This window comes from Amycolatopsis sp. MtRt-6, assembly GCF_017308975.1.
Taxonomy (GTDB): Bacteria; Actinomycetota; Actinomycetes; order Mycobacteriales; family Pseudonocardiaceae; genus Amycolatopsis.
In genome coordinates, this window is record NZ_JADWPD010000005.1 from 334,284 (window position 1) to 361,062 (window position 26,779).

A 26,779-nucleotide genomic window follows, 5' to 3' on the forward strand; every position below is an offset into this window, starting at 1 on the left:
TCAGCCTTCGTAAGCGTTGAGGGGCGGGCAGGAGCACACGAGGTTACGGTCGCCGCGGGCGCCGTCGATGCGACGCACCGGGGGCCAGTACTTGTTCTTGCGCGAAACACCCGCCGGGTACACGGCCAGCTCGCGGTCGTAGCGCTTGTCCCACTCCCCGACCAGCGTCTCGGCGGTGTGCGGGGCGCCCCGCAGCGGCGACTCCTCGGCACTCCAGCGACCGGCAGCCACCTCGTCGATCTCGGCGCGGATGGCGATCATCGCGGCGATGAACCGGTCGATCTCGCCCAGGTCCTCGGACTCGGTGGGCTCGACCATCAGCGTGCCGGCGACCGGGAACGACATGGTCGGCGCGTGGAAGCCGTAGTCGATGAGCCGCTTGGCGACGTCGTCGACCGTCACGCCGGTCTCCTTGGTGATCTGCCGCAGGTCGAGGATGCACTCGTGCGCGACCAGGCCGTCCTGGCCGGTGTAGAGCACCGGGTAGTGCGGGGCCAGGCGCGAAGCCACGTAGTTCGCGGCCAGCACGGCGACCTTCGTGGCCGCGGTCAGGCCGGGCGCGCCCATCATCCGGACGTACGCCCACGAGATCGGCAGGATCGACGCCGAGCCGTAGGGCGCGCCGCTGATCGGGCCGACACCGGTCTCGGGACCGGCGGCGTCCAGCAGCGGGTGGTTCGGCAGGTACGGCGCGAGGTGCGCGCGCACCGCGACCGGGCCGACACCCGGGCCGCCACCGCCGTGCGGGATGCAGAACGTCTTGTGCAGGTTCAGGTGCGAGACGTCGCCGCCGAACTCGCCCGGCTTGGCCAGGCCGAGCAGGGCGTTGAGGTTCGCGCCGTCGACGTACACCTGGCCGCCGCCGTCGTGGACGATCTTGGCCAGCTCGTCGATGTCGTGCTCGTATACGCCGTGCGTGGACGGGTAGGTGACCATGATCGCGGCGAGGGTGTCCTTGTGAGTGTCCACCTTGGACCGCAGGTCGGCCAGGTCGACGTTGCCCTCGTCGGTGCACTTGACGACGACCACGCGCATCCCGGCCAGCACCGCCGAGGCGGCGTTCGTGCCGTGCGCGGACGACGGGATCAGGCAGACGTCCCGAGCGTCGTCGCCGTTCGCGCGGTGGTACGCGCGGATCGCGAGGAGGCCGGCGAGTTCGCCCTGGCTGCCCGCGTTCGGCTGCAGCGACACCTTGTCGTAGCCGGTGACCTCGGCGAGCCACTCCGCGAGCTGCGCCACGAGAACGTGGTAGCCCTCCGCGTCCTCCGCGGGCGCGAACGGGTGGATGCCCGCGAACTCGCGCCAGCTGATCGGCTCCATCTCGGTGGTGGCGTTGAGCTTCATCGTGCAGGAGCCGAGCGGGATCATGCCGCGGTCGAGCGCGTAGTCCAGGTCGGACAGCTTGCGCAGGTAACGCAGCATCGCCGTCTCGGAGCGGTGGGTGCCGAAGACCTCGTGGCCCATGAAGCCGCTCTCGCGGGCCAGGCCGTTGGGCAACGCGACACCCTCTTCGGCGTCCGCCTCGACGCCGAACGCGCGCAGGACCTTCGCGGTGATCGCGGGCGTGCTGACTTCGTCGAAGGCGACGCGGACGTGGTCGGCGTCGACGTGGCCGAGGTTGATCCCGGCCTCGCGGGCGGCCGCGTGGACTTCGGCGGCCCGGCCCGGGACGCGCGCGACGACGGTGTCGAAGAACGACTCGTGCTCCACCTCGACGCCACTCCGGCGGAGGGCGCCGGCGAAGCCCGCGGCGAGGCCGTGGACGCGCCGGGCGATCTTCTTCAGGCCGTCCGGACCGTGGTAGACCGCGTACATCGCGGCCAGCACGGCCGGGAGGACCTGCGCGGTGCAGATGTTCGACGTCGCCTTCTCGCGGCGGATGTGCTGCTCCCGCGTCTGCAGCGCGAGCCGGTAGGCCGGGTTGCCGTCGGCGTCGACCGAGACGCCGACCAGGCGCCCGGGCAGCGACCGCTCCAGGCCGGCGCGGACGGCCATGTACCCGGCGTGCGGGCCGCCGTAGCCGAGCGGGACGCCGAAGCGCTGGGTCGACCCGGCGGCGACGTCGGCGCCGAACTCGCCGGGCGCGGTGATCAGGGTGAGCGCGAGCAGGTCGGCGGCGACGGTGAACAGCGCGCCCGCGGCCTTCGCCGACTCGGAAATCGCGTGGTAGAAGCCGCGGCCGCGCAGCACACCGGACGCGCCGGGGTACTGGACGACGACGCCGAAGAAGTCCTCGGGCAGGCCGGTGAGCAGGTCGCGGACCTCGACCTCGATGCCGAGCGCCTCGACGCGGGTCCGCACGACGGCGATGGTCTGCGGCAGGCATTCGGCGTCGAGGACGACCTTGGTGGACTTCGACTTCGACGCGCGCCGCATGAGCGTGACGGCTTCGGCGACGGCGGTCGACTCGTCCAGCAGGGAGGCGTTCGCCGTGGCCAGGCCGGTCAGGTCGGCGACCATGGTCTGGAAGTTGAGGAGGGCTTCGAGCCGGCCCTGGGAGATTTCCGGCTGGTACGGCGTGTACGCGGTGTACCAGGCGGGGTTCTCGAGGACGTTGCGGCGGATCACGCCGGGCGTCACGGTGTCGGAGTAGCCGAGCCCGATCATCTGCGTCATCGGCCGGTTGCGCGCGGCGAGGGCACGCAGCTCGGCGGTGGCGTCCTCTTCGGACGCGGCGGGCGGGAGCCGCAGGTCACGGGTGGCGCGGATGGCGCTCGGGACGGCGGCGCCGACGAGGGCGTCGAGGCTGCCGTAGCCGCACTCGGCCAGCATCTTCGCGCGTTCGGCCTCGGACGGGCCGATGTGGCGGGCGTCGAACTGCGTGGAAGTGATCGGGAGCTCCTTGGGCCGGGCACACGGGTGCGCTGGGAACTCCCCCTCTGTCATGGCACCTGAGAGTTTCACCGTGTGCGACACAGCTTTCACCTTGGGTGAGACGCGGGTGCGCCTGCTTTCCAGAGTGGCCTCGCGCGAAGCGGTAGCAGGTACCTGAGAGATTCCGGGGAGTTTGCTCCTTCGGTGCCCCACCGACTTCGTGAGGGCTCTCCCGCCTCGGCTCTACGGCCCGATCTGCAGTTGTGACGGTCACGGTACCCGGCGCTTCCCGCGGGCGTCTACTTCACCCGGGCAACGCCACAGTGATCGTCGATCGGCCCCCCTTCAGGCCTCGGCGGCACGGCGGACCACGCTTCCGGCCAGCGCGGGTGGGCGGCGGACCCGGCCCGAGGGCAGGACCAGGCGCTTCAGGGGGCCGCCCAAGGGCACCGGGGGCAGGCCCGCGCTCAACAGGACCTGCTCGACGATGTGCTCGGCGTGCCAGGCCACCGCGTCGTTGAGCCGGTCCAGGGACGGCCGGTCGCCGTCGAAGATGTCCTCGTCGGCGAGCGTCACCTCGAAGTGGGGACAGCCCAGCGGGACCGAGACCGCCTCCTCGATCGCCTTCGCCCCGTCGAGCGGGTCGTCGAACCCGGCCTCGAGCAGCGCCTCGCGGTAGATGTGCGCTCCGCGGGCGCGCATGCGGGGGCCGTAGCGGACCACCACCGGGAGCCGTCCGGTCAGGTCGGGCACGGCCAGCCCGTGCAGCAGCATGATCGGCGGCACCGAGTGCACCAGCCGCGGCGCGGGGTCGGCCAGCTCGCGGGCGGTGACGCGGACCCGGTCGGCCATCGCGTCCGGGAGGCCGAAGTAGCGGAAGTCGACGTTGCCGAACCCGAGCCCGTCGGCGACCAGCGACGCCAGCAGCTCGCCGTAACCCCAGATCGGCGACAGCACGACCACCGGCGGCGCGGCGACCACCGGCGACGGCGCGGGCGGCCGCGTCGCCTCCTGCTCGGGCACCTGGATCACCAGCCGCGGCGGCTCGTGCCAGTCGTGCACCTCCGCGACCCGCCAGTACAGGCCCAGCGGCCGCCACAGCTCGCCGAGGACGTCGTGCTCGATGATCCGCCGCACCTCGGCGTCGTCGTACGGGAAGTCCCGCGGCGGCACGATCCCGACGTAGTGGTGGTAGGTGACGCGGACCTCGTCGCCGCGGGTGGCCGAGCGGATCCGCATCTCCCAGTCGATCGGCGACGCCGCGATCGCGTTGGCCACCTGCGTGCCGGGCGAGGAGTAGACGAGCGCGGTGGCCTGCCGGAGGAACTGCCCGGCCCGGTCGATGCCCTCCCGCAGCGCCTTCGCCGCCTGCGCCACGTGCACCGGCGACGCCAGCGAGCCGGGCAGGACACCGGCGACGCGCAGCAGCTCGGCCTCGCCGAGCCCGGTGACCTCGGCGAGCTGCGCCCAGTGGTCGAACACCGTCACCTTCGGCGCGTGCCGGTGCTCGATCCAGCTGCGCAGCGTCGACGTCGGGACGCCGATGCGGCGGGCGGCCTCGTCCAGCGAAAGGCCCCGGGCCCGGATGCCGGCCCGGACCGCCTCCGCCCACTCGTCGGCGCGCCAGTGCGTCACCTCACAAAACTAACGAAACCCGCTAGCTTTGCGCAGGGACAAATCGCCCACGGGCGGCCGACGCTGGTCACCATGACCACCACCGTGATCGCCCTCACCCTGATCGTCGGCACCCTGGCCTTCGCCGCCGGCGCGTTCCTCGCCTCCGAGATCGCCACCCGGATCCTGCGCCGCCGGGAGAAGGAGATCTCCGAAGAGCGCAAGAAGCTCAACGCCGCCTGGCGCCACCTTCGGGAGGTCTACGACGTCAAGAAGAAGACCAAGCGTTAGAGCGGGGTGACGTAGGCGCCGGAGATGCCACCGTCGACCAGGAACTGCGACGCCGTGATGAAGCTGGCGTCGTCGCTGGCCAGGAAGGCGACCGCGGCCGCGATCTCCGCCGGCTCGGCGAACCGGCCGACCGGCACGTGGACCAGGCGCCGCGCCGCGCGTTCCGGGTCCTTGGCGAACAGCTCCTTGAGCAGCGGGGTGTTCACCGGTCCCGGGCACAGCGCGTTGACGCGGATGTTCTCCCGCGCGAACTGCACGCCGAGCTCGCGGCTCATCGCCAGCACCCCGCCCTTGGACGCGGTGTAGGAGATCTGCGACGTCGCCGCGCCCATCACCGCCACGAACGACGCCGTGTTGATGATGGAGCCCTTGCCCTGGCGCTGCATGTGCGGCAGGACGGCCTTGCAGCAGTGGTACACCGACGTCAGGTTGACCCGCTGCACGCGGTCCCACGCCTCGATGCCGGTGGTGAGGATCGAGTCGTCCTCCGGCGGCGAGATGCCGGCGTTGTTAAAGGCGACGTCGACCGAGCCGAACTGCTCCACCGTGCTGTGGAACAGGTTCTCGACCTGCTCGGCGTCGGTGACGTCGGTCTGGATGAACGCGCCGCCGATCTCGTCGGCGGCCGCCTTGCCTTCGGCCGGCGAGAGGTCCGCGATGACGACCTTCGCGCCTTCGCTCGCCAGGCGCCGGGCCGAGGCGAGCCCGATGCCGCTGGCGCCGCCGGTGATGACCGCGACGCGGCCTTCGAAACGCTGGACCATTACTCCTCCGTGCTCAGAAAGACGTTCTTGGTTTCGGTGAACGCCGCGGCGGCGTCCGGGCCGAGCTCGCGGCCGAGGCCGGACTGCTTGAAGCCGCCGAACGGCGTCCAGTAGCGCACCGACGAGTGCGAGTTCACCGAGAGGTTGCCGGATTCGACGCCGCGCGCAACCCGGAACGCGCGGCCGGCGTCGCGGGTCCAGATCGACCCCGACAGGCCGTACTCGGTCGCGTTGGCCATCCGGATCGCGTCGGCCTCCCCGGCGAACGGCACGACGGCGACGACCGGGCCGAACACCTCCTCCGCCGCGAGCGGGTGGCGCAGGTCGGGCGGCGTGACGACGGTCGGCGGGAACCAGAAGCCGCGGCCCGCGGGCGCGGTACCGCGAAACGCGACCGGCGCGTCGTCCGGCACGTAGGAGGCGACCTTGTCCCGGTGCGCGGCCGAGATCAGCGGGCCCATCTCGGTCTTCTCGTCGCCGGGGTCGCCGACGACGACGCCGTGCACCGCGGGTTCGAGCAGCTCCATGAACCGGTCGTAGGCGCTCGCCTGCACCAGGATCAGCGACCGCGCGCAGCAGTCCTGACCGGCGTTGTCGAAGACGCCGTAGGGCGCGGTCGCCGCGGCCTTCTCCAGGTCGGAGTCGGCGAAGACGATGTTGGCGTTCTTGCCGCCGAGCTCCAGCGTCACGCGCTTCACCTGCGCCGCGCAGCCGGCCATGATCTGCTTGCCGACCTCGGTCGAGCCGGTGAACACGACCTTCCGCACGGCCGGGTGGTCGACGAACCGCTGCCCGACCACGGACCCCTTGCCGGGCAGCACCTGGAAGACGTCGTCGGGGATGCCCGCCTCGCGCGCCAGCTCGGCCAGCCGGAGGGCCGTCAACGGCGTCAGCTCGGCGGGCTTGAGGACGACGGTGTTGCCGGCGGCGAGCGCGGGCGCGAACCCCCAGCCGGCGATCGGCATCGGGAAGTTCCACGGCACGATCACGCCGACCACGCCCAGGGGCTCCTGGAAGGTGACGTTGATGCCGCCCGGCACCGGGATCTGCTTGCCGATCAGGCGTTCCGGCGCGGCGGAGTAGTAGTTGAGGACGTCCCGGACGTTGCCCGCCTCCCAGCGGGCGTTGCCGATGGTGTGCCCGGAGTTCTCGACCTCCAGCCGGGCGAGGTGCTCGATGTCGGCCTCGACGGCGTCGGCGAAGCGGCGCAGCAGCCGCGCGCGGTCGCCGGGGGTGACGTCGCGCCAGGCCGGGAACGCCGCCTGGGCACGGGCGATCGCCGCGTCGGTCTCCTCGGCGCTGGTCAGCTCTACCGTCCGCACCACCTCCTCGGTGGCCGGGTTGAGGACGTCGAAGGTGGTCATCTACTTCTCCTTGCTCGCGTCGACGAGAGCCTGGAACAGCCGGACGTCGTCGGTGTCCTGCTCGGGGTGCCACTGGACGCCCAGGGTGAACTCACCGGGTAGTTCAGCGGCCTCGATCGTGCCGTCGGCGGCCCGGCCGACCGGTTCCAGGCCGGCGCCGAGCCGGTCGATCGCCTGGTGGTGGTAGCAGAGGGTCTTGGTTTCGGGCCCGAGGATCGCGGCCGCCCGGCTGCCTTCGGCGAGCGTGACGGTCCCCCGGCCGAAGGTCGCCGGTGCCGGCTGGTGTTCCGTGGTGCCGCTCTCGGGCAGGTGCTGGGTCAGGGTGCCGCCGAGCGCGACGCTCATCACCTGCAGGCCGCGGCACACGCCGAGCACCGGCTTGCCCGCCCTGCGCGCGGCCGCGAACAGGCCGAACTCGAAGGCGTCCCGCTCCGGCCGGGTGTAGGTGGCCGGGTGCGGCTCGGCGCCGTAGCGCCCGGGCTCGACGTCGGCGCCACCGGTGAGCACCAGGCCGTCCACAGTGGACACAAGCTTGTCGTACGCGTCGGAGACCGGCGGGAGCAGCACCGGGATGCCGCCGGCCGCGACGACGCAGTCGACGTAGACCCGGTGCAGCAGCACGGCTTCGGTGTCCCAGACCAGGAACTTCGCGGGTTCGAGGTAGCTGGTGAGGCCGATGACGGGCCGGTCGTCAGAGCCGTTCGAAGCCACGGATCAGCTCCCAGTCGGTGACGGCGGCGTTGTAGGCGTCGACCTCGATCTTCGCCGCGTTCAGGTAGTGGTCGACGACGTCGTCGCCGAACGCCCCGCGCGCCAGGTCGCTGCCGGCCAGGGCCGCGGCGGCCTCGGGCAGCGTCGTCGGCACGGTGCCGCGATCGGAGTTGTAGGCGTTGCCGGCGAACGGCTCTTCCAGCTCCAGCTCGTTTTCGATGCCGTGCAGCCCGGCGGCGATGAGCGCGGCGACGGCGAGGTACGGGTTGACGTCGCCGCCCGGCACCCGGTTTTCGACGCGCAGGGACTCGCCGTGGCCGACGACGCGCAGCGCGCAGGTGCGGTTGTCGGTGCCCCAGGCGATGGCGGTCGGCGCGAAGCTGCCCGGCACGAACCGCTTGTAGGAGTTGATGTTCGGCGCGAAGAAGTACGTCAGCTCGTGCAGCCCGGCGAGCTGGCCGGCGAGGAAGTGCTCCATCAGCTTCGAGAAGCCGTGCTCGCCGTCACCGGCCAGGACGGCCCGGCCCTCGGTGGAGCGCAGGCTGATGTGGATGTGGCAGGAGTTGCCCTCGCGCTCGTTGTACTTCGCCATGAAGGTGAGGCTCTTGCCCTCCTGCGCGGCGATCTCCTTGGCGCCGTTCTTGTAGACGCTGTGGTTGTCGCAGGTGGCGAGCGCGTCGGTGTAGCGGAAGGCGATCTCCTGCTGGCCGGGGTTGCACTCGCCCTTGGCGGACTCGGGGTAGAGCCCGGCGCCGGCCATGTCGTTGCGGATGCGGCGCAGCAGCGGCTCCAGCCGCGCGGTGCCGAGCATCGAGTAGTCGACGTTGTACTGGTTGGCGGGCTTGAGACCGTGGTAGCGCTTGTCCCAGGCGGTCTCGTAGGTGTCGTCGAAGACGATGAACTCGAGCTCGGTGCCGACGAAGGCGGCGAGCCCGCGTTCGGCGAGCCGGTCGAGCTGGCGGCGCAGGATCTGCCGCGGCGAGACGGCGACCGGGCCGCCCTGCACGCGCTCGACGTCGGCGAGAACGAGCGCGGTGCCCTCGTGCCACGGGATCTCTCGCAGCGTCTCGAGGTCGGGGCGGAGCACGAAGTCGCCGTAGCCGCTGTCCCAGGAGGAGAGCGCGTAGCCGTCGACGGTGTTCATGTCGACATCGACGGCGAGCAGGTAGTTGCAGGCCTCGGTGGCGTGGCCGACGACCTCGTCCAGGAAGTACTCGGCCGAGCAACGCTTGCCCTGGAGCCTGCCCTGCATGTCGGTGAGCGCGACGAGCACGGTGTCGATCGTGCCCGCGTCCACGCGCGCCCGGAGTTCGTCGAGCGTGAGCATGCCTCGCCTGCGTGCCATCCGTCGCCCCAAAGGTTTGGTATGAATCCTTTGCCGGTCCTTCCTACCCGGTCACCCGGGCGCGGTCAACCCGAGATAAGGTATCTTTTTGGACCTTTGCGGCAGTGGCCGGATTGTCCCGCTTGCCCGGCTGAGAAGAGTCTGTGAATTCGCCCGTCCGGGAGGAAAACCGGGGTCCCCGCACGTTGAACGGGACAAGAGAGGTGAGATCGATGACCACAGCATTCACGCAAAGCACGTTCGGCGAGCAGCAGCAGGCCCGGCCCCAGCTGCCGACCCTGCCCACCGGCTGGCCGATCGGTTCGTACGAGTCCTACGAGCAGGCACAGCGGGCGGTCGACCACCTCGCGGGCGCGGACTTCCCCGTCACCGACGTCACGATCGTGGGCGTGGAACCGATGCTCGTCGAGCGGGTCGCGGGCAAGATGTCGTGGGGCAAGGTCCTCGGCAGCGCGGCGACGTCCGGCGCGCTGTTCGGCCTGTTCCTCGGCCTGATGCTCAGCCTGCTGAACCCCGGCGCCGGGTTGGTCCCGATCGTGATCGGCCTCGTCGCCGGTCTCGGGTTCAACCTGCTCTTCGGCGCGCTGGGCTACGCGGTGAACCGCAACAAGCGCGGGTTCATCTCGCAGAGCCAGCTGGTGGCCCGCCGCTACGACGTCCTGTCCCAGCCGCGCAACGCCGAGAAGGGCCGCGCACTGCTGGCGGACCTCGCGGCGCGCAGCGCGTTCGGCCACTGACGCATCGGAAAGTGCGAAGGCCGCCTCCCCGGGAGGCGGCCTTCGCCGTGCCTGGGACAACTCCGCCGGCCACCCCGGAAACTGTCGGTGCCCGCCGGTAGCGTGGAAAACGGGGGCTGCTCAGCTGCCCGAAGACACCACGGGAGCGTCGCCGGCGGGGTCCGGCGCGCCGTCCGGGCGGCCCGTCCGCAGGAGCTCGCCCCAGCGGGCCCGGTCGTACCGCGCCGGCGGGGTCGTCGCCAGGAACTCGCGCAGGATCCGCGCGAACCGCTCCGGATCCGACCGGTGCGGGAAGTGGCCCGCGCCCTCGAACAGCACCAGCCTGCTGCCCGGCATCGCCCGGTGCGCCCGCAGCGCGTGGCCGCTCGGCACCACGCTGTCCTCCGTGCCCCACACCAGCAGCGTCGGGATGCCCTCGGTCAGGTAGCACCGGTCCAGCATGTTGACCACCTGCCCGCGCCAGTCGACGACCGAGCGCAGCGTCCGCAGGAACGCCGAGCGCGTGCCCGGCTCGACCAGGCGGAGGTAGCGGGTGACCACGTAGTCGAGGTCGTCGGAGATCCGCAGCAGCCCGGCCAGCCCGCGCAGCACCGGCAACGCCGGCCCCGCGCCCAGCAGCGGCAGCAGCAGCCCCGCGCCCGGCGCCGCGGCCAGCCGCAGCAACGGGTGGACGCTCGCGCCGACCCCGCCCGAACCCACCAGGACCAGGCGTTCACAGCGTTCCGGGAACTGGTAGGCGAACTGCATCGCGACGCCGCCGCCGAGCGAGTGCCCGACCACCGTCACCCGGTCGACGTCGAGGGTGGTCAGCAGGTCGCGCATGCCGCACGCGTAGGCGGCGACCGAATAGTCCGCGCGCGGTTTCGCCGAAAAGCCGTGGCCGAGCAGGTCGGGCGCGATGACCGTGAAGTCGTCCGCCAGCGACGTCAGCAGCTCCAGCCACGTCGACGAGTCGTCGCCGATGCCGTGCAGGAACAGCAGTACGGGCCCGCTCCCGGCCATCCGGTAGGCACGCTCGTACCCGTGGACCACCCGGGTCCGCGGTTCGAAGGCTTCCGGAAGCACCCGCCCAGCTCAGCACGCCCGCGTTGGCGGGACGTTTCCGGCGCGTTCGGATCGGGTGAACGCCAGGAGCGGCCCCGACCTCCGCTCCTGGCGTTCGTTCCCCCTACCTCGTCGGCGTCGTTGTCGGCGACGCCGGCGGCGTGGTGGTGGTCGCGGGCGGCGTGGTGGTGGTCGCGGGCGGCACCGTCACCTTCGGGATCGCCGCGCTGAACGGCACGCCCGCCAGCTCGCGGCAGGCGCCGCGGTAGCCGTTGTAGCCGTTGTAGTTGCCCTGGTCGTCGGTGACGCCCTGTTCGATCTTCGGCCGCGGGAACCGGTTGTCCTCGCCGATCTTCTGCTTGCTGCCGCTCGCGCGCTCGCAGCCGTAGCGGGTCAGCGTGAGCGGCCTGCCCTCTTCGTCGTAGAGGTAGACCTCGGTGAGCGGCTTGCCCTCGGCGTCGAAGGCGTAGACGTTCTCGATCTCGCGGCTGCCGTACATCAGCTGGTCGTTGCCGTAGCTGTCGGACGACGACGGGTAGTACGACGACGGGCCCGAGTAGGAGGACCCGCGGGCGAGCAGGTCGAACGCGGCGCCGAAGCCGCCGAGCGCGCCGCCGATGACGAACGCCGAAATCGGCACGGCCACCCACAGCAGCCGCCGGTCGGAGCGCACCCGCGGGCCCGCCCACAGGGCCGCGACGGCCGCGAGGATCAGGAACGGCAGCAGCAGCACCGCACTCCGGTGCCGCAGCATGAACAGCAGCCCGAACGCGATCAGCGCGACGGCGCACAGCACCCACCACGCCGGCTTGAGCGAACCGAGGTAGCGCAGGAACTTGCCGGTGTCCTCCTGCTCGCGCCCCTTGGCCATCGTGGCGCGCAGCCACCGCACCTCCGGCAGGGCCAGCACCGGCTCGACCCCATCGCGCAGCAGCAGCACGACGCTGGCGAGGAACACCGGCGCGAACAGCAGCAGGCCCAGGAAGACGTCGGGGTTGACGCTGACGGCGGCACCGAAGGCGAGCAGCGCGACCCCCAGCGCGCAGAACACCAGGCCCCACAGGGCGATCCGCGGCTTCACCAGGCTGGGCGCGGCGGTGGTGGCGAGCACCTGCGTGGCGCCCTCCCCCGGCGCCGGGTACCCACCGGACGCGCGCAGCTCGGCGGCGTAGCTCTCCGGCGAGCCGAGCCGTTCGATGAGGGCCTCGACGCGGGCGCCCTCCCCCAGCTCGGCTTCGAGCTCCGCCAGGTGCGGGCGGACGTCCTCGAGGATTTCTTCGATCTCGCTCGCGGGCAGGTCGGCGAGCGCGGTCCGGACCCGCGCCAGATACACCCGCACGGCGGTCGGCTTCTCGCTCATGCTGCCTCTCCCAAAAGCACGTTCATCGTCGATGCGAAGCTCTGCCACGTCTTGCCCGACTCCGCCAGCCGGACCCGGCCCGGCTCGTTCAGGCTGTAGTACTTGCGGTGGGGCCCCTCTTCGCTGGGCACCACGTACGAGGTCAGCAGGCCGGCCTTGTAGAGCCTGCGGAGCGTTCCGTACACCGACGCGTCCCCCACCTCGCCCAGGCCCGCGGCCCGAAGTCTTCTCAGGACGTCGTACCCGTAGCCGTCTTCTTCGCGGAGCACCGCGAGGACGGCGAGGTCGAGCACGCCCTTGAGCAGCTGACTGATCTCCACTGCACCCTCCAGTCTTACGCTTGGAAAGGTACCACGCATTACACAGTAGTGCGCACGGCGGAGGGCCATCGGAGTGTCGGGGCGTTCGGGCATGCTTCTGGCAAGACCTCGTGAGGAGTGATCGATGGACCTGGTCAAAACCGACTTCCAGCTGCTCGACGAGCGGTTCGCCCGCGTCAACGGCGACGAGTGGACGCAGCGCCTGCACACCGGTTGCCGCTGGACGGAAGGGCCCGCCTACTTCCCGGCCGGCCGCTACCTGGTGTTCAGCGACATCCCGAACGACCGCACGCTGCGCTGGGACGAGACGACCGGGCAGGTCGGCGTCTTCCGGCAGCCGTCGAACTACGCGAACGGCCACACCGTGGACCGCCGGGGGCGGCTCGTCAGCTGCGAACAGGGGCTCCGGCGGGTGACGCGCACCGAGCACGACGGGTCGGTCACCGTGCTGGCGTCGGAGTACCAGGGGAAGCGGCTGAACAGCCCGAACGACGTCGTCGAGCACTCGGACGGGTCGATCTGGTTCACCGACCCGAGCTACGGCATCGACAGCGACTACGAGGGCTACCGCGCGGAGAGCGAGATCGGCGCGTGCCACGTGTACCGCGCGGCACCGGACGGCTCGGTGACGATCGTCGCCGACGACTTCTGCCGGCCGAACGGCCTGGCTTTCTCGGCGGACGAATCGCGGCTGTACATCGCCGACACGCGTCAGGACCCGAGCCACATCCGGGTGTTCGAGGTCGCTCCGGACGGCAGGTTGACGGGCGGCGAGATCTTCGCGACGAGCGACAGCGGCGGCTTCGACGGCGTCCGCGTGGACAGCGAAGGCCACGTGTGGGCCGCGGCCCACGACGGCCTGCACTGCTTCGCGGCGGACGGAACGCGCATCGGCAAGCTGCGGATCCCGGAGATCTGCTCGAACTTCACCTTCGGCGGCGCGCGGGGCAACGAGCTGTTCATCACGGCTTCCAGCTCGTTGTACACGCTGAGGGTGACGGTGAGCGGGGCCCGCTACCCGCGCTGAGCGGAGCTGCTGATGCGCCCCAATGTGGCCTTCGGTGCGCTCAACGCACCCAATGTGGCCTTCGGTGCGTCCAACGCACCCAATGTGGCCTTCGGTGCGTCCAACGCACCCAATGTGGCCCTCGGTGCGTGGGCGGGCCGGGTTAACCGGGTGCTGCCGCGCGCACCCGCTCCGCCACCGCGTCGCGGTGGCGCCAGGCCCGGCTCACCTGGACCAGCCAGGCCGCCTCGGCCTTGACGTCCGCGTCCTTGTCCGGCTCGGCCTTCTGCTCGGGCCCGCGCTCGTACCGCCGTCCCGCGCGGCCCGCCTCGATCGCCGCCGCCAGGGTTACCGCCTCCACCGTGGCCGCCACCTGCGCTTCGGGGACTCCCGCGCGGCGGGCCGCCGCCTCCGCGCGGGCTGGGAGGTCCGGGTCGAAGTGGGCTCGCAGTGCCAGGTGGCCGTCGCGGATTTCGATGACCCGGCGGTACAGCGCGAACTCGGCGCCGCCCGCCAGTTCACGGCCCGGGTCGAGCGCGATGCCCGGGACCGCCGTGCGCAACGCCGTCCACAGCGGCTCGATGCGGCGGTAGGCCCGGTACGCGCGGACGCGGCCGATCAGCGACGACACCGCCGGCGACCACGCGCTGAGCGTCGCCCCGGCCGCCACGCACCCGACGGTCACCGCCGCGAGCACCGACGACGGGAGGTCCTCGCGGGCGCCGATCCGTGCCGTGCGCGCGAGCTGCAGGACGTCGTCGACGTCCCAGAACGTCCACGCGGTCGCCGAGCCCACGCCGACGACCAGCAGCCACAGCCCGGCGCGCAGCGGGCCCGGCTCCGCCTGCCACGCGCTGCGGGCGAACACCGCGAACAGCAGGCCGAGGCTGACCAGGCTGTAGGCCAGGAACACCACTTTGTCGGCCAGCGCGTACGGCAGGGCGGCGTCCGAAAAGACCGTGTCGTCGCCCACGCGCCGCGGTTCGGACAGCGCGAAACACACCGCGAGGAGCACCATCGTCGCGCCGGTGAACAGGGCGTGCGGCGCCAGGCGCGCTCTTTCGCCGCGCCACACCGACTGCGTGAAGGCGACGGCGAACCCGATCGCGCCCAGCTTCAGCTCGTCGCCGGCCAGGCTCAGCACCCACTCGGCCACCGGGCCCGGGCCGGCGAGGGCCGACATCGCCGGCGTCAGCACGAGGATGCCGGTGGCGATGCAGATGCCGAAGCCGGCGAGGAACCACATCGTGCGCACCGGCTGGCTGCGGCGGGCCTCGATCAGCTTGTACCCGAACCCGGCGAAGCCCGCGAGGCACAGGTAGTAGGCGAGGGTTTCGGTCACGGCGTGCGACGCCGGGGCCGGCCGCCGAACACCGAATCGAAGCGCCGCACGCCCTCCGGGACGCCGGGCGCGGGCTCGCGCGGCTCGGCTGTCCGGACGACGCGCTGCGCGAGCAGGCTCGCGACGAGCTCGGCTTCGCGCTCCTCGACCTCGGAGTAGGTGGTGCGCCCGAGGACGCGCCGGACGAGCTCGGGCGAGAGGTTCGGCATCAGCTGCCGCCCGGCGGCGGCGTCGATGGCGACGCCGTCGGCGCCGGCGACGTGGCCATCGGGCCCGACGTGGCCGCACAGCAGGTGCCCGACCTCGTGCAGCAGGATGTGCCGCCGGTGCAGGGCGGTCGTGCCGGTCGGGTAGAGGATGTAGTCGGCGCGTTCGGTGCTCATCAGCAACCCGCACGGCGCGCCTTCGGCGGGCGCGGTGACCGGCATCAGCTCGATGGGACGGCCACGCTCGGCGGCCAGGCGTGCGACGAAGGCCTGCGCGTCGAACGGTTCGGGCAGGCTGACGGCGTCGGCGACCTGACGGGCCCGCCGCCAGAGCGAGCGGGCCGGCTGCCGCCGCCACGATGGTCGCCCCACCTCAGCCCTCCTTCACCACGCCGCGGCCGAACGCTTCCAGCCGGATCAACGCGGCAGAGCGCCCGTGGTTGCGCGGCCGGGGAAAATCCGACGCGCGGATCCGGGAAGTGGTTCCCCGCAGGCGGTTCGGAGGCCGGACCGGCGCCCCCGCGACGATACCGGGCACGTCCGCACGAGGGTCCGCGGAGGGAGGGGCACACCGGCATCGGCAACCCGCGGCGGCAGCTCGCAAGCGCGGGCACGGCACCGCGGCGGCAGCCCGCAAGCGGCACCGCGGCGGCAGCCCGCAAGCCCCCGCACCGCACCGCGGCGACAGTTCGCAGCTCGCGCACGCTTCCGCGGCGACAACCCGCACGCGGCACCGCAGCGACAACCCGTAAGCCCCCGCACGGCACCACGCCGGCAACCTGCGGCGACAACCCGCGGCCAGGCGTGGTCCCCACGAACGACCCGCCGCCTGCCGACCACCGTTCCCGGGGCCGCGGAACCCTCAGCCCTCCTTCTTCGGGCCGCCGCGGCCTGCCTCCCTGCGGGCTATCGCGTCGATCATGTCGCTGATCGTGTCCAGGCCGTCCGAGGACAGGGTCACCGCGCGCAACGCCAGGTCCCTCACCCCCGCGTCGCGCAGGGCGCCCAGCAGGGCCAGCTCCTCCGCGATCCTGCGGCTCTGCTCGTCGTCGAAGAAGTACGCCGGGGGGACTCCGAAGAACTGGGCCAGTGCTTCGAGGTGGCGCTTGGTCGGGTTGTCGCGGCGGCCCGTGCGCAGCTGCCACAAGTACGTCGTCGAAAAGCTCTCGCCCGTCGCTTCGCGGCAGGCCTTGGCGACCTCTTCGTTGCTGTACGGCTCCCGATCGGGCCGGCGCACCACGTGGAACAGCCGGTCGATCTTGTCGGCCAGCGTCGACTTTCCGGGCTCCTTGACCACGATGCACTCCTCAGCTACCAGGCATATTCATCCTAGCTGAAAGGCGCACCCCCAATATCAACCCGAGTTCGCCTCGGTCGTGGCTGGCACCGCGGGCACGAGAACGACGAACGGTTCATGAACGGCTCCCGCCGGATCGCCGTGCCGCACCGGTGGCACGGCATCCCCTCCTGTCCATAAGCGTCCAGCGACCGGTCGAAGTACCCCGACTGCCCGTTGACGTTCACGTACAGCGCGTCGAACGACGTGCCGCCCGCCCCCAGCGCCGCGTTCATCACGTCGGACGCCGCCGACAGCAGCTCGCGGCCCTTCGCCATCGTCAGCTTCTCCGTCGGGCGGGACCAGTGCAGGCGGGCGCGCCACAACGCTTCGTCCGCGTAGATGTTGCCGATGCCCGACACGAGCGTCTGGTCGAGCAGCGCCCGCTTGACCTCGGTGCGCCGCGACCGCAGCGCGCGCACCGCCGCGTCGAGGTCGAACTCCGGGTCCATCGGGTCGCGGGCGATGTGCGCGATCGTGTCCGGGAGGAGCACGTCGTTCAGGTCGTCCAGCGCCAGGCCGCCGAACGTCCGCTGGTCGACGAAGCGCAGCTCCGGCCCGTCGTCGTCGAAGCGCAGCCGCACCCGCAGGTGCTTCTCGTCCGGCGCGTCCTCCGGCTGGACGAGCATCTGCCCGCTCATGCCGAGGTGGGCCAGCAGCGCCTCCTTGTCGGACAGCTCCAGCCACAGGTACTTGCCCCGGCGCCGCGCCGCCTCGACGCGGGTGCCGGCGAGCCGCTGCGTGAAGTCCTCCGCGCCCAGGGCGTGCCGGCGGATGGCGCGTGGGTGCAGGACCTCCGCCTCGCGGATGGTCCGCCCCGCGACGTGCGCCTGCAGGCCCAGGCGGACGACTTCGACCTCGGGAAGTTCGGGCATACGGCCATTGTGCCCGGGGGGTATGACAGTTTTTGAAAAGACACCTACGGAGCAGTGGGTCCGACGTCGGCCTTCGTCAGCGGGACCCGGGTCGTGCCCGACGCGAAGTACTCGTCGGCCCCGACGTCGAACGTGCCGGTCCGGGCCTGCAGGTCGAAGTCCTTCGCCGCCCACGGGTACGACCCCACGCCCGTGTCGATCGCCGGGCTGCCCGGGGACAGCCGGTAGAGCCCGGCGGCGTCCTTGACCAGCTTCGGGTCGACGTTCCGCGACGGGATCCCCGCCGTGCCGCCGAAGGTGATGTTGCCCTCGTACTTCACGACCGACCCGCTCGGCAGCGTCACCAGCGTGCCCGAGGTGCCCTTGACGATGTTGTCCGCGACCACGCAGTCCTTCGGCTTGAAGTCCCCGCCGTCGCCGTCGATCACCGACGAGCTGCCCAGCACCGTGTTGTACGCGACCGTCACGCGGTCGGGCCGGTCGTGGAGCTTGCTCGCCGGCCCGCTGTCGGCTTCGTCACCGGAGCCGAAGACGATCGCGCGGTCGCCGGAGTTCGCGACGTAGTTGCCGACGATCCTGTGGTCGTTGCCGTGGAAGCGGATGCCCGAGCCGAAGAGCACGTTGCCCTCGACCGTGCTGCGGTTGCCGTGGCGCAGCACGATGTAGCCCCTGCTGTCCCGGATCGTGTTGTACCGCAACACGTTGCCGGACGACTTGACGGAGATCGCCTCGCTGTCGCCGTCGGCCTTCTCGAAGAGGTTGTTCTCGATCAGCGCGTTCGCGGTGTACGACTGGCGGTTGCTCAGCCCGAGCCGGATCGACTCGCCGCCGTTCTTGCCGGTGAACTGGTGGTTGTAGAAGTAGTTGTGGTGCACGTGAACGCGCTGGGCCATGGCGCCCGACGGGCCGAGGATCTGCAGGAACACGCCCTCGCTGGTGCGGTTCTGGAAGACGTTGCGGTCGACGACGGTGTCGTCGCCGCTGACCGTGACCCAGTTGCCGTCGCTCGTGAGCTGGAAGTCGTTGCGGGTCAAGCGGTTGTTCGACGCGCCGGCCGGGACGGTCAGCGCCGCGCTGCCCCGGAACCTGAACCCGCGCAGCACCACGTTCGAGACGCCGCTCGCGAAGGCGAACGTCTTCGAGCCGGTGATGGTGGCCTGGCCGGAGTGCTCCGCGGCGATCGTCACGGGCGCCGAGCTGCTGCCGGACCGCCTGATCGACAACGTCGAGCCCGCGGAGTAACTGCCGTCGGCGAGGACGATCGTGTCACCGGGGTTCGCTTTGTCCATCGCGGACTGCAGCGCCGCGAGCGACGTGACGCGGACCTGCGCGGCCGACGCCGCCGGGCCGGGAACGACGACGAGCGCCGCGGCGATCAGGGGTACGAAGAACAGACGCATCCGCCCTACCTCTCCAGTGAGTACGAGCGCGGCGGATGATCACCAAGCTACGGAGGGGAGGGCGGCGCCGTCAACGGGGGTTCCCGCTGATCAGGACTCCGGTTCGGCCTGCTTCTGCGCCTCGAGTTCGGCGGACAGCGAACGCCAGGCCGTCTCGGCGGCCTTCTGCTCGGCTTCCTTCTTCGTCGACCCGGTGCCGTGGCCGAGGGCACGGCCGGCGACGAGCACCGTGGCCGTGAACTCCTTGCGGTGGTCGGGCCCGGTGTCCTCGACCTTGTACTCGGGCACGCCGAGGCCGGCCGACGCGGTCAGCTCCTGCAGGCTCGTCTTCCAGTCGAGCCCGGCCCCGCGCAGCGGCGCTTCGGCGAGCAGGCCGTCGAACAGGTGGTGGACGAGCTTGCGCGCGATCTCGATGCCGTGTTCGAGGTACACGGCGCCGATCACCGCTTCGAGGCCGTCGGCGAGGATGCTCGCCTTGTCCCGGCCGCCGGTGAGCTCTTCGCCCTTGCCGAGCAGCAGGTGCGCCCCGAGCCCGCCCTCGCCGAGCCCGCGCGCCACCCGCGCCAGTGCGTGCATGTTGACGACGCTGGCGCGAAGCTTCGCGAGCTGACCTTCGGGCAGGTCGGGGTGCGTGGTGTAGAGGTGGTCGGTGACGACGAGGCCGAGCACGGCGTCACCGAGGAACTCCAGCCGCTCGTTCGGCGGCAACCCCCCGTTTTCGTACGCGTACGAACGGTGGGTCAGCGAAAGCCGGAGCAGCTCGGGGTCGAGGGTGACCCCGAGCGCTTCGAGCAACGGCGCCGGATCGGCTGCGGGTCCCCCGGGCGTCTTGCCCCCCATGTCGGCTGTCCGATCAGGCGGGCTCGACGACCTGGCGGCCGTTGTGCTGGCCGCACGACGGGCACGCGATGTGCTGGAGCTTCGGCTGCTTGCAGGCGCGGTTGGAGCAGGGCACCAGCTGCACCGGAGCCGCCTTCCACTGGCTGCGGCGGGAGCGCGTGTTGGATCGCGACATCTTCCGCTTCGGGACGGCCACGAGTAGATCTCCTTATGACGGTCTGCTCGCGGTCGTGCGAGCGAACTTTCCTCCGGAACGAGCTGGGGCGCTCGTCAGGCTTGCTCAGCTGGGCCCGGGCTTTTCGCCCGGGTTCTCGTCGAAGCGCTCGACGAGTGCGGCCCACCGAGGGTCTATCTTCTCATGCCCGTGTCCGGGCTCGAGATCGGCCCACTTGACGCCGCAGTCCGTGCAGAGCCCGGCGCAGTCCTCGGTGCACAGCGGAGCCAGCGGCAGGGCCAGCACGACGGCGTCGCGGACGATGGGTTCGAGGTCGATCCGGTCGTCGACCAGCCGGGGGATCTCGTCCTCTTCGGTGGTCTCCTCGGTGGCCGACCCCGGGTAGGCGAACAGCTCCTGGACCTCGACCTCGACCTCTTCGGTCAGCGGGTCGAGGCAGCGGGCGCAGGCGCCCTTCGCGGTCGCGCGGGCGGTGCCGCTGACGAGGACGCCTTCGACGACGGACTCGAGGAGGAGGTCGAGTTCCAGCTCGGAGCCGGCTTCGATGGTGATGACGTCGGGGACGCCGAGCGGCGTCTCCACCGGCACGCTGCGCTGAAGAGCGCGGCTGAGGCCGGCGTGACGGCCGAGCTCACGGGTGTCGATCACCCACGGGCTGCGGTCGTCGAGCTGGGGGGTCTTGTTCTCGGACATCCTGTCCAGGGTACGCACTGGTCGCCACCCCTTTTGAGCTGGGCGGCGCGGACCTCACGCGAGGAGCTGAGAAGCTCGTCACACCTGATAGTCGTACAGCGTGGGCCGCCCGCCACTGCTCGGCAGGTTGGCCGGCGAGCGCAGGTGGTTGCGCCCCGAGTCGACCGTCCGCAGGGTCGTCGCCAGCAGTTCCGAGAACTCCGCCAGCTTGCCGTCCACGTACGCGTCGCAGTCCGCGCGCTGGCGGTCGGCCTCCGCGTGGGCCTCGTCCACGATCCGCGCCGACTCCGCGTGCGCCGCCTGGACGACCTCCGTCTGGGCCACCAGGCGCGCCTGCTCGGCCCGGCCGTCCTCGATCGCGCGGTCGTAGGCGTCGCGGCCGGCCTGGATCATGCGCTCGGACTCCGCGCGGGAGCGGTCCGTGAGGTTCTGGTACTCCGTCTGGCCCGCCGCCACCGTGCGGTCGGCCTGGTCGTGGGCGTCGGCGAGCATCTGCTCCGCGCGGGCGCGGGCGTCGGCGAGGATGCGTTCCGCTTCGTCGGTCGCTTCGGCGATCGCGCGCTCGGCCTCGGCGTTCGCGCCCGCCACCGTCTCACCCGCCTCCTTGCGGGCCGCGTGGATCAGGTCGTCGCGCTTGTCGAGGACGTCCTGGGCGTCGTCGATCTCCGCCGGCAGCGCGTCGCGGACGTCGTCGAGGAGTTCGAGCACGTCGCCCCGGGGGACGACGCAGCTGGCCGTCATCGGAACGCCGCGCGCCTCCTCGACGATGGTGACGAGCTCGTCGAGCGCCTCGAAAACCCGGTACACGGCAACTCCAATCCCCTGTCGCTGTGAACCAGTCTGCCCGCATCGGGCGCCGAAGCGGTGAAGGCGCACGGCGCCGGGCGTGTCCCCCTCGGCCACGCCCGGCGCCGGGGTCGCTACGGCAGCACGAAGGCCGGATCGGTGATCACGCGGATGAGCTGCTCCTTGCTCAGCTGCACCGAGTCGGCGGCGTCGTCGGCCGCGTCCATGAGCGTCACCGCGGAGCCGTCGGCCCGGCGGAGGACGCCGTTGAGGCCGCGCAGCTTCGTGAGCCCCCCGGGGTTCACGTAGGCGCTTTCGAGCACCAGCAGCTCGGCCCCGCCGGGCTCCGGGATCCGCTCGCAGCGCAACCCGATCGACGCCGCGTCCGCACAGGACGCGCCCACGAGCATGCGGTCACCCTGCGGCCGCTGCCAGTACACGGTGAGCTGGAAGTCCCCGGGCCGCCCGCCCGCGTCGGTGAAGGCGGCGGTCAGCGCCATCCGGCCGGGGCCGATGGCGTCGGCCGGGGACGTGCCGACCGCCAGGCTCCGCAACCCGGGGAACAGCCGCGTGACGGCGTCGGTGAGGGCCTGCCGGAGCCGCGCCTGCTCGGCCAGGGACGGCGGCACGGCCGAGGTGGCCGGGGAAACCCGCGGCGATCCGGGGACGAGCACCGCCACGGCCGCGAGGACCGCGGCCACGACCGAAAAGGTGATCCCCGCGCGCCGCTGCCGGACGCGGCGGGCCGCGCGGTCCGCGACCTCGTCCGGGTCGAAGCCGAGCGGCGGCTCCGCGACTTCCACCTCGCGCAGCCGGGTTTCGAGATCGGTCATCACGCGCTCCTCTCCGTGCTGTGCTCCAGCACGCCCCGGAGCGTCTCGAGCCCGCGGGCGGCCTGGCTGCGGACCGTCCCCTCCGAACACCGCAGCACCTGGGCGACCTGCGCCGCCGGCAGGTCGGCGCAGTAGCGGAGCACGACGGCCGCGCGCTGCTTCGGCGGCACTTCGGCGAGGGCACGCAGCAACGGGCCGGAGATCCCGGTCTCGGGCGCGGCCGCGGGCCGGTCCGGCACGACGCCGTCACGGCGTTCGCGGCGCCGCCACGGCCGCCGCTGCTCGTCGAGCCAGCAGCGCAGCAGGACCTGGCGGGCGTAGTTGTCGACCGGGCCGCGGCGGGTGATCTTCGGCCAGACCCGGTACAGCTTGATCAGCGTGACCTGGACGAGGTCCTCCGCGAGGTGCCAGTCGCCGCACAGCAGGTACGCGGTCTTCCGCAGCGCCGGGGACCGCACACGGGCGAACTCCCGGAAGTCCGCGTCGTCCGCTGCCCGCATCGCGCCCCCTCGTCCGTCTCCTGGTGTACCTCACGGACGAGGGGGCGCGGGGCGTTGCACCGGATCAGGAGTTCAGGTCGATCCGCTTGAAGGTGACGTACCGGTCGGGCGTGTAGGCCAGCTCGCCCGCCTTGCCGGAGATCACGCGGTCGTTCGTGCCGACGGCGAACAGCTGGTAGTAACCGGACGCGCAGGCCGGGAGCACGCCTTCGCGGTTCTCGTACGTCGTGCCGGTCGAAGCGCCGCTCCGCACGTTGTCCACGACCGTCTTCGCGGCCGGCGACAGCTGCGAGTAGCCGATCTTCGCCAGGCCCGACAGGTCACCGCAGGCGGTCGTGCCGCTGCCGCCGCCGACGTCGATGACCTTGAAGGTCGCGTAGTGGTCGCCGGTGTAGAAGTACTCGCCGGCGCTGCCGGTCACGATGCGGCGCGTGCCGCGGGTGCTCGAACCCGGCGTCGGCACCGTGTACTCGTGGTAGTAGCCCGACGCGCAGGCCGGGAGGATGCCTTCGCGGTTGTCGAAGACGACGCCGTCGTTCTTCGGGTAGGGGAACGGCCCGCCCTGCTGGATCAGGTTGTACGTCGTCGTCGCTTCGGCCGGGAGCGCCGAGAGCGTCGTGTGCGAGAAGCCGGAGAGGTTCCCGCAAGCGTTCTGGGCGGTGAGGGCGGGGGAAGCCGCGGAGGCGGTGGTGACCCCGGCGAACAGCGTGGCCAGGAGCGCGAAGAGGACCGCGACCAGGCGTGATCGGTAGTTGGTCATTTTCGGACCGTAACCCGATCGGATGTTCCTCAGGAGACGTCGACGTGAACTCCCGCAGCTGGAGGCCGAAAACCCGACGAACGGAGGGGGCCGATCGACGGGAACCGGACACTCCCCCGCGAGGGGTCAGCGCCCGAGCTTCGGGAACTTCTCCGAAAGCCGATCGAAGACGACCGGCGGCACGAAGCGCTCGATGTCGCCCCCGAGCGCGGCGACCTCCTTGACCAGCGAGCTGGACACGAAGCCGTACGCCGGGTTGTTCGCCATCAGCAGCGTCTCGACGCCGGTGAGCTCGCGGTTCATCTGCGCCATCTGCAGCTCGTAGTCGAAGTCGCTGACCGAGCGCAGGCCCTTCGCGACCGCCGCGATGTCGTTCGCGCGGCAGTAGTCGACGAGCAGCCCCTCCCAGGAGTCGACGCGGACGTTCGGCAGCTTCGCGGTGATCTCGCCCAGGATCTCCAGGCGCTCCTCGATCTCGAAGACGCCCTTCTTGTTCTTGTTCACCCCCACCAGGACGACGACCTCGTCGAACAGCCGGCTGGCCCGTTCGATGATGTCGAGGTGGCCGTTGGTGGCCGGGTCGTAGGAACCGGGACAGACCGCACGCCGCATGGCGCGGACGCTACCGTGCCGCACCCGGTCTTCGCCGCGTGGTTCACGCCACAGCCGTGTACTCCGCCCAGAACACGGCCGTGTCGCCGTACTTCTTCGCCCGGGCCGGCTCGAAGCCGGGCGGCCAGTCCGGCTCGCCGTCACGGGCCGCGCGTTCGACCACCACCAGGGCCGACGGCCCCAGCCAGCCGTTCGCCGCCAGCGCGGCCAGCACGGACCCGAGCGCGGCCGCGTCCACGGCGTACGGCGGGTCGGCGAGCACGAGGTCGTACGCGCCCGGCGCGGGGGCCGCGACCACGGCCTCGACCGGCCCGGCCCGGACCGTGCCGCCCAGGCCCAGCGCCGCGACGTTGCCGCGCAGGACGTCGGCGGCCCGCCGGTCGGACTCCACGAACAACGCGTCCGCCGCGCCGCGGGAGAGGGCTTCGAGGCCGAGCGCGCCGGAGCCGGCGTAGAGGTCGAGGACGCGGGCGCCGTCCAGCTCGCCCGCCGTCTCCAGGGCGTTGAACAGGGCTTCCCGCACGCGTTCCGACGTCGGCCGGGTGCCCTTCGGCGGCACCTTCAGCCGCCGTCCGCCCGCCGTCCCGGCCACGATCCTGGTCACCCCCCGATTGTGGGGGACGGCACGCGGCGCGGATGACCGGGACACGGGTGTCCCCGCCCGGGCCACCGCGTAGAGTCGTTCTTCGCCCTCGGAGGCGATCCCAAAGCTGTCAAGGAGCCATGCGTGTCCGAACCTCGGGTCAGACGGGCCGAGATCGCCATCGAGCAAGCCCACGTCGATCGCGTGTACACCCGTCTGGACGAATTGCGGGTCCAGGCCGAGGCCATGCGCACGAAGGGCTACGAGATCGGCCAGGGAGCGCAGCGCGAGGCGATCTTCGAGCAGGCGTCGATGCTGTTCGAGCGCGACATGATGGTCTACCACGCCAACCAGACGCTGCAGACGCTCGACGCCGAGTACGAGGGCCTCGTCTTCGGCAGGCTCGACGACCGCGAGGGCGAACGCACCTACGTCGGCAGGCTCGGCATCCGCGACGCCGAGTTCGACAACCTCGTCACGGACTGGCGCGCGCCGGCCGCGGCGGCGTTCTACCAGGCCACCGCCGAGGAGCCGATGGACGTCGTCCGGCGGCGGGTGATCCGCTGCTCGGGCCAGAACGTCCTCGACGTCGACGACGACGTCCTGATCGCCGACGCCGTCCCCGAGGACATGCAGATCGTCGGCGAGGGCGCGCTGATGGCCGCGCTGGGGCGCTCGCGCGGCGAGAAGATGCGCGACATCGTCGCGACCATCCAGAAGGAACAGGACGAGGTCATCCGGGCGCCGTGGCGCGGCGTCACCGAGATCACCGGCGGGCCGGGCACCGGCAAGACCGCGGTCGCCCTGCACCGCGCCGCCTACCTGCTCTACCGCTACCGCCGTCAGCTCGGCGGGGCCGGCGTGCTCGTCGTCGGGCCGTCCGGGGTGTTCACCAGCTACATCTCGCGGGTCCTCCCCTCGATGGGGGAGACGAACGTCGAGCTGCGCGCACTCGGCGAGGTCCTCGACGGCCTGGAGGCGACGCGGCAGGACGCGGCGCCGCTCGCCGCCGTCAAGGGGTCGCTGCGGATCCGGAAGGTGCTGCTGCGGGCGCTGCGCGACACGCCGCCGGAGGCGCCGGAGGAGATGCGGATCGTCTACCGCGGCGAGGTCCTGAAGCTGAACGCGCGCGAGCTGGAGAAGGTCCGCCGCAAGGCCCACACGCAGGGCGCGCCGCCGAACCGGTCGCGGATCCGGGCGGCCGAGCTGCTCCTGGACGCCCTCGCCGCGAAGGCCGAGGAGCACGCGAAGGCCGACGGCAAGCAGATCGACCGGGCCGAGCTGATCACCGACCTCGGCGAGCGGATCGACTTCCACCGCTTCCTGGTCGTCTGGTGGCCGGTGCTGTACCCGGCCCAGATCCTCAAGTGGCTGGGCGAGGAGAAGCGGCTGGCCGCGGCGGCGAAGGGCATCCTGAACCGCCAGGAGATCTCGATGCTGGCCGCGGACTTCGCGGATCGGTCGCGGGGCTGGTCGATCGCGGACGTGGCGCTGCTCGACGAGCTGCGCGTCCTGGTCGGGCCGCCGCCGAAGCGCAAGCGGCGCCAGGTCATCGAGGTCGAGCCGGAGCGCTCGGGCGGCGCGCCGACGCGGCCGGAGCACTACGACGAGTACTCGCACGTGGTCGTCGACGAGTCGCAGGACCTGTCGCCCATGCAGTGGCGGATGGTCGGGCGGCGCGGGAAGTACGCGAGCTGGACGGTGGTCGGCGACCCGGTGCAGAGCTCGTGGCCGGACCCGGCGGAGGCGGCTTCGGCGCGCGACCAGGCGTTCGGCGTCAAGACGGCCCGGCGCCGGTTCACGCTGCGCACGAACTACCGGAACTCGGCGGAGATCTTCGACCTGGCGGCGAAGGTCGTGGCCGGGCACGCGGAGTCCGGTGAGCTGCCGGTGGCGGTCCGCCGCACCGGGGTCGAGCCGGAGGTCCGCCCGGTGGAGGCAGCCGGCCTGGCCGCGGCCACGCAGGCGGCGGTGAAGGAGCTGCTGGGCGCGGTGGAGGGCACGGTCGGCGTCATCACGGCGATGGACCGGGTGCCGGAGGTCGCGGGCTGGCTGTCCGGGCAGGCGGACGAGCGGCTCAAGGTCGTCGGCAGCCTGGATTCGAAGGGCCTGGAGTACGACGCGGTGGTGCTCGTGGAGCCGAACGACCTGATCACCGAGTCGACGACGGGCCGGCGGGTGCTGTACGTGGCGCTGACCCGGGCGACGCAGCAGCTGATCGTGCTGGCCTCGAACCCGGACTGGATTCCCGCGGCCTGACTGAGGCCCCCAGCGCCCCAATGTGGCCTTCGGTGCGTTCAACGCACCCAATGTGGCCTTCGGTGCGTTCAACGCACCCAACGCCACATTGGGGTTGTTTCATCGTGGTTGTGGCTGGTCGGGGGTGTTGGGTTGGTGGTGGTTGCCTGTGGTGGCAGGAAGTGGTGCCGGGACCAGCGTGGCGAACCTGGAGATGGGTGAAGCCCTCG

28 protein-coding genes and 1 riboswitch are annotated in these 26,779 nt (G+C 71.7%); of the genes, 5 read left to right on the forward strand and 23 right to left on the reverse strand.

All coding sequences use genetic code 11. The features are described 5' to 3' along the window. Together gcvP and I4Q55_RS12285 are read right to left on the reverse strand one after the other, a co-directional pair. Nucleotides 1-2,886: an aminomethyl-transferring glycine dehydrogenase gene (gene gcvP / locus I4Q55_RS12280; RefSeq protein ID WP_242545756.1), complete on the reverse strand. Its 2,886-nt coding sequence runs from the start codon at nucleotides 2,884-2,886 to the stop codon at nucleotides 1-3. A 79-nt stretch (nucleotides 2,887-2,965) separates the two neighbouring features. Continuing rightward, nucleotides 2,966-3,059, reverse strand: a riboswitch (glycine riboswitch). 100 nt (nucleotides 3,060-3,159) lie between these two features. Then, on the reverse strand, nucleotides 3,160-4,449 hold the full coding sequence (locus I4Q55_RS12285; RefSeq protein ID WP_206787295.1) for a helix-turn-helix transcriptional regulator: 1,290 nt from the start codon (nucleotides 4,447-4,449) through the stop codon (nucleotides 3,160-3,162). Nucleotides 4,450-4,521: 72 nt separating this feature from the next. On the opposite strand from I4Q55_RS12285, the gene I4Q55_RS12290 reads away from it, so the two are divergent. After that, nucleotides 4,522-4,719 (forward strand): hypothetical protein, encoded by a 198-nt coding sequence (locus I4Q55_RS12290; RefSeq protein ID WP_206787297.1) that lies wholly within the window; start codon nucleotides 4,522-4,524, stop codon nucleotides 4,717-4,719. Here I4Q55_RS12290 and I4Q55_RS12295 read toward each other — a convergent pair. The 4 genes from I4Q55_RS12295 to I4Q55_RS12310 are packed head-to-tail and all read right to left on the reverse strand — an operon-like array spanning nucleotide 4,716 to nucleotide 8,903. Further along, nucleotides 4,716-5,483 (reverse strand): 3-oxoacyl-ACP reductase, encoded by a 768-nt coding sequence (locus I4Q55_RS12295; protein ID WP_206787299.1) that lies wholly within the window; start codon nucleotides 5,481-5,483, stop codon nucleotides 4,716-4,718. The two genes, I4Q55_RS12290 and I4Q55_RS12295, sit on opposite strands and share 4 nt — an antisense overlap. Beyond that, complete coding sequence (locus I4Q55_RS12300; protein WP_206787300.1) at nucleotides 5,483-6,847, reverse strand: aldehyde dehydrogenase; 1,365 nt, start codon at nucleotides 6,845-6,847, stop codon at nucleotides 5,483-5,485. Before I4Q55_RS12300 ends, I4Q55_RS12295 begins: the two co-directional genes overlap by 1 nt. After that, on the reverse strand, nucleotides 6,848-7,558 hold the full coding sequence (locus tag I4Q55_RS12305) for a gamma-glutamyl-gamma-aminobutyrate hydrolase family protein (protein WP_206787302.1): 711 nt from the start codon (nucleotides 7,556-7,558) through the stop codon (nucleotides 6,848-6,850). It lies immediately after the preceding gene. After that, entirely contained in the window at nucleotides 7,539-8,903 is a 1,365-nt protein-coding gene (locus tag I4Q55_RS12310) for a glutamine synthetase family protein (protein ID WP_206787304.1), read from the reverse strand. The genes I4Q55_RS12305 and I4Q55_RS12310 overlap by 20 nt, the downstream gene beginning before the upstream one ends. A 212-nt stretch (nucleotides 8,904-9,115) precedes the next feature. Here I4Q55_RS12310 and I4Q55_RS12315 point away from each other — a divergent pair, with 212 nt between their 5' ends. Further along, nucleotides 9,116-9,640, forward strand: coding sequence for a general stress protein (locus I4Q55_RS12315; protein ID WP_206787306.1), 525 nt, complete (start codon nucleotides 9,116-9,118; stop codon nucleotides 9,638-9,640). Between the two features lie 120 nt (nucleotides 9,641-9,760). Here the strand turns inward: I4Q55_RS12315 and I4Q55_RS12320 are convergent, their stop codons facing one another. From I4Q55_RS12320 to I4Q55_RS12330, 3 genes are all read right to left on the reverse strand, one after another. Next, a complete protein-coding gene (locus I4Q55_RS12320; RefSeq protein WP_206787475.1) occupies nucleotides 9,761-10,642 on the reverse strand; it encodes an alpha/beta fold hydrolase in 882 nt (293 codons plus the stop codon). Between the two features lie 166 nt (nucleotides 10,643-10,808). Then, entirely contained in the window at nucleotides 10,809-12,044 is a 1,236-nt protein-coding gene (locus I4Q55_RS12325; protein WP_206787308.1) for a DUF1700 domain-containing protein, read from the reverse strand. After that, a complete protein-coding gene (locus I4Q55_RS12330; RefSeq protein ID WP_206787311.1) occupies nucleotides 12,041-12,364 on the reverse strand; it encodes a PadR family transcriptional regulator in 324 nt (107 codons plus the stop codon). The genes I4Q55_RS12325 and I4Q55_RS12330 overlap by 4 nt, the downstream gene beginning before the upstream one ends. Before the next feature lie 124 nt (nucleotides 12,365-12,488). On the opposite strand from I4Q55_RS12330, the gene I4Q55_RS12335 reads away from it, so the two are divergent. Then, the gene (locus I4Q55_RS12335) at nucleotides 12,489-13,391 is read left to right on the forward strand and encodes an SMP-30/gluconolactonase/LRE family protein (RefSeq protein ID WP_206787313.1); all 903 of its coding nucleotides are present in this window, start codon (nucleotides 12,489-12,491) and stop codon (nucleotides 13,389-13,391) included. Between the two features lie 142 nt (nucleotides 13,392-13,533). Here the strand turns inward: I4Q55_RS12335 and I4Q55_RS12340 are convergent, their stop codons facing one another. The 14 genes from I4Q55_RS12340 to rsmD form a co-directional block, all read right to left on the reverse strand. Beyond that, complete coding sequence (locus I4Q55_RS12340; RefSeq protein WP_206787321.1) at nucleotides 13,534-14,712, reverse strand: MAB_1171c family putative transporter; 1,179 nt, start codon at nucleotides 14,710-14,712, stop codon at nucleotides 13,534-13,536. Further along, the gene (locus I4Q55_RS12345; protein ID WP_206787323.1) at nucleotides 14,709-15,290 is read right to left on the reverse strand and encodes a hypothetical protein; all 582 of its coding nucleotides are present in this window, start codon (nucleotides 15,288-15,290) and stop codon (nucleotides 14,709-14,711) included. Before I4Q55_RS12345 ends, I4Q55_RS12340 begins: the two co-directional genes overlap by 4 nt. Before the next feature lie 490 nt (nucleotides 15,291-15,780). Continuing rightward, nucleotides 15,781-16,215 (reverse strand): helix-turn-helix domain-containing protein, encoded by a 435-nt coding sequence (locus I4Q55_RS12350; protein ID WP_206787325.1) that lies wholly within the window; start codon nucleotides 16,213-16,215, stop codon nucleotides 15,781-15,783. 32 nt (nucleotides 16,216-16,247) lie between these two features. Next, nucleotides 16,248-17,129 (reverse strand): bifunctional DNA-formamidopyrimidine glycosylase/DNA-(apurinic or apyrimidinic site) lyase, encoded by an 882-nt coding sequence (mutM, locus tag I4Q55_RS12355; RefSeq protein WP_206787327.1) that lies wholly within the window; start codon nucleotides 17,127-17,129, stop codon nucleotides 16,248-16,250. 44 nt (nucleotides 17,130-17,173) lie between these two features. Next, nucleotides 17,174-18,529, reverse strand: a complete 1,356-nt coding sequence (locus I4Q55_RS12360; protein WP_206787328.1) for a polysaccharide lyase 6 family protein — start codon at nucleotides 18,527-18,529, stop codon at nucleotides 17,174-17,176. 90 nt (nucleotides 18,530-18,619) lie between these two features. After that, on the reverse strand, nucleotides 18,620-19,369 hold the full coding sequence (gene rnc, locus I4Q55_RS12365; RefSeq protein WP_206787330.1) for a ribonuclease III: 750 nt from the start codon (nucleotides 19,367-19,369) through the stop codon (nucleotides 18,620-18,622). A 13-nt stretch (nucleotides 19,370-19,382) separates the two neighbouring features. Beyond that, nucleotides 19,383-19,565 (reverse strand): 50S ribosomal protein L32, encoded by a 183-nt coding sequence (gene rpmF, locus I4Q55_RS12370; protein WP_013223689.1) that lies wholly within the window; start codon nucleotides 19,563-19,565, stop codon nucleotides 19,383-19,385. 84 nt (nucleotides 19,566-19,649) lie between these two features. Continuing rightward, nucleotides 19,650-20,237, reverse strand: coding sequence for a DUF177 domain-containing protein (locus I4Q55_RS12375; RefSeq protein ID WP_206787341.1), 588 nt, complete (start codon nucleotides 20,235-20,237; stop codon nucleotides 19,650-19,652). A 78-nt stretch (nucleotides 20,238-20,315) separates the two neighbouring features. Further along, nucleotides 20,316-21,044 (reverse strand): DivIVA domain-containing protein, encoded by a 729-nt coding sequence (locus I4Q55_RS12380; protein WP_206787343.1) that lies wholly within the window; start codon nucleotides 21,042-21,044, stop codon nucleotides 20,316-20,318. A 113-nt stretch (nucleotides 21,045-21,157) separates the two neighbouring features. Then, nucleotides 21,158-21,856 carry a hypothetical protein gene (locus tag I4Q55_RS12385; RefSeq protein WP_206787345.1) on the reverse strand — a complete coding sequence of 233 codons (699 nt, stop codon included), beginning with the start codon at nucleotides 21,854-21,856 and terminating at the stop codon, nucleotides 21,158-21,160. After that, nucleotides 21,856-22,356 carry a SigE family RNA polymerase sigma factor gene (locus I4Q55_RS12390; RefSeq protein WP_206787347.1) on the reverse strand — a complete coding sequence of 167 codons (501 nt, stop codon included), beginning with the start codon at nucleotides 22,354-22,356 and terminating at the stop codon, nucleotides 21,856-21,858. The genes I4Q55_RS12385 and I4Q55_RS12390 overlap by 1 nt, the downstream gene beginning before the upstream one ends. Before the next feature lie 64 nt (nucleotides 22,357-22,420). Then, nucleotides 22,421-23,116 carry a ribonuclease domain-containing protein gene (locus I4Q55_RS12395; RefSeq protein WP_206787349.1) on the reverse strand — a complete coding sequence of 232 codons (696 nt, stop codon included), beginning with the start codon at nucleotides 23,114-23,116 and terminating at the stop codon, nucleotides 22,421-22,423. 126 nt (nucleotides 23,117-23,242) lie between these two features. After that, complete coding sequence (coaD, locus tag I4Q55_RS12400) at nucleotides 23,243-23,728, reverse strand: pantetheine-phosphate adenylyltransferase (protein ID WP_206787359.1); 486 nt, start codon at nucleotides 23,726-23,728, stop codon at nucleotides 23,243-23,245. 43 nt (nucleotides 23,729-23,771) lie between these two features. Continuing rightward, nucleotides 23,772-24,332, reverse strand: a complete 561-nt coding sequence (gene rsmD, locus I4Q55_RS12405; RefSeq protein WP_206787371.1) for a 16S rRNA (guanine(966)-N(2))-methyltransferase RsmD — start codon at nucleotides 24,330-24,332, stop codon at nucleotides 23,772-23,774. 123 nt (nucleotides 24,333-24,455) lie between these two features. Between rsmD and I4Q55_RS12410 the strand changes: the two genes are divergently transcribed. Both I4Q55_RS12410 and I4Q55_RS12415 read left to right on the forward strand, forming a co-directional pair. Then, nucleotides 24,456-26,570, forward strand: a complete 2,115-nt coding sequence (locus I4Q55_RS12410; protein ID WP_206787373.1) for an ATP-binding domain-containing protein — start codon at nucleotides 24,456-24,458, stop codon at nucleotides 26,568-26,570. 22 nt (nucleotides 26,571-26,592) lie between these two features. After that, on the forward strand, nucleotides 26,593-26,779 hold a 187-nt coding region (locus tag I4Q55_RS12415), incomplete at its 3' end, for a hypothetical protein (RefSeq protein WP_206787376.1).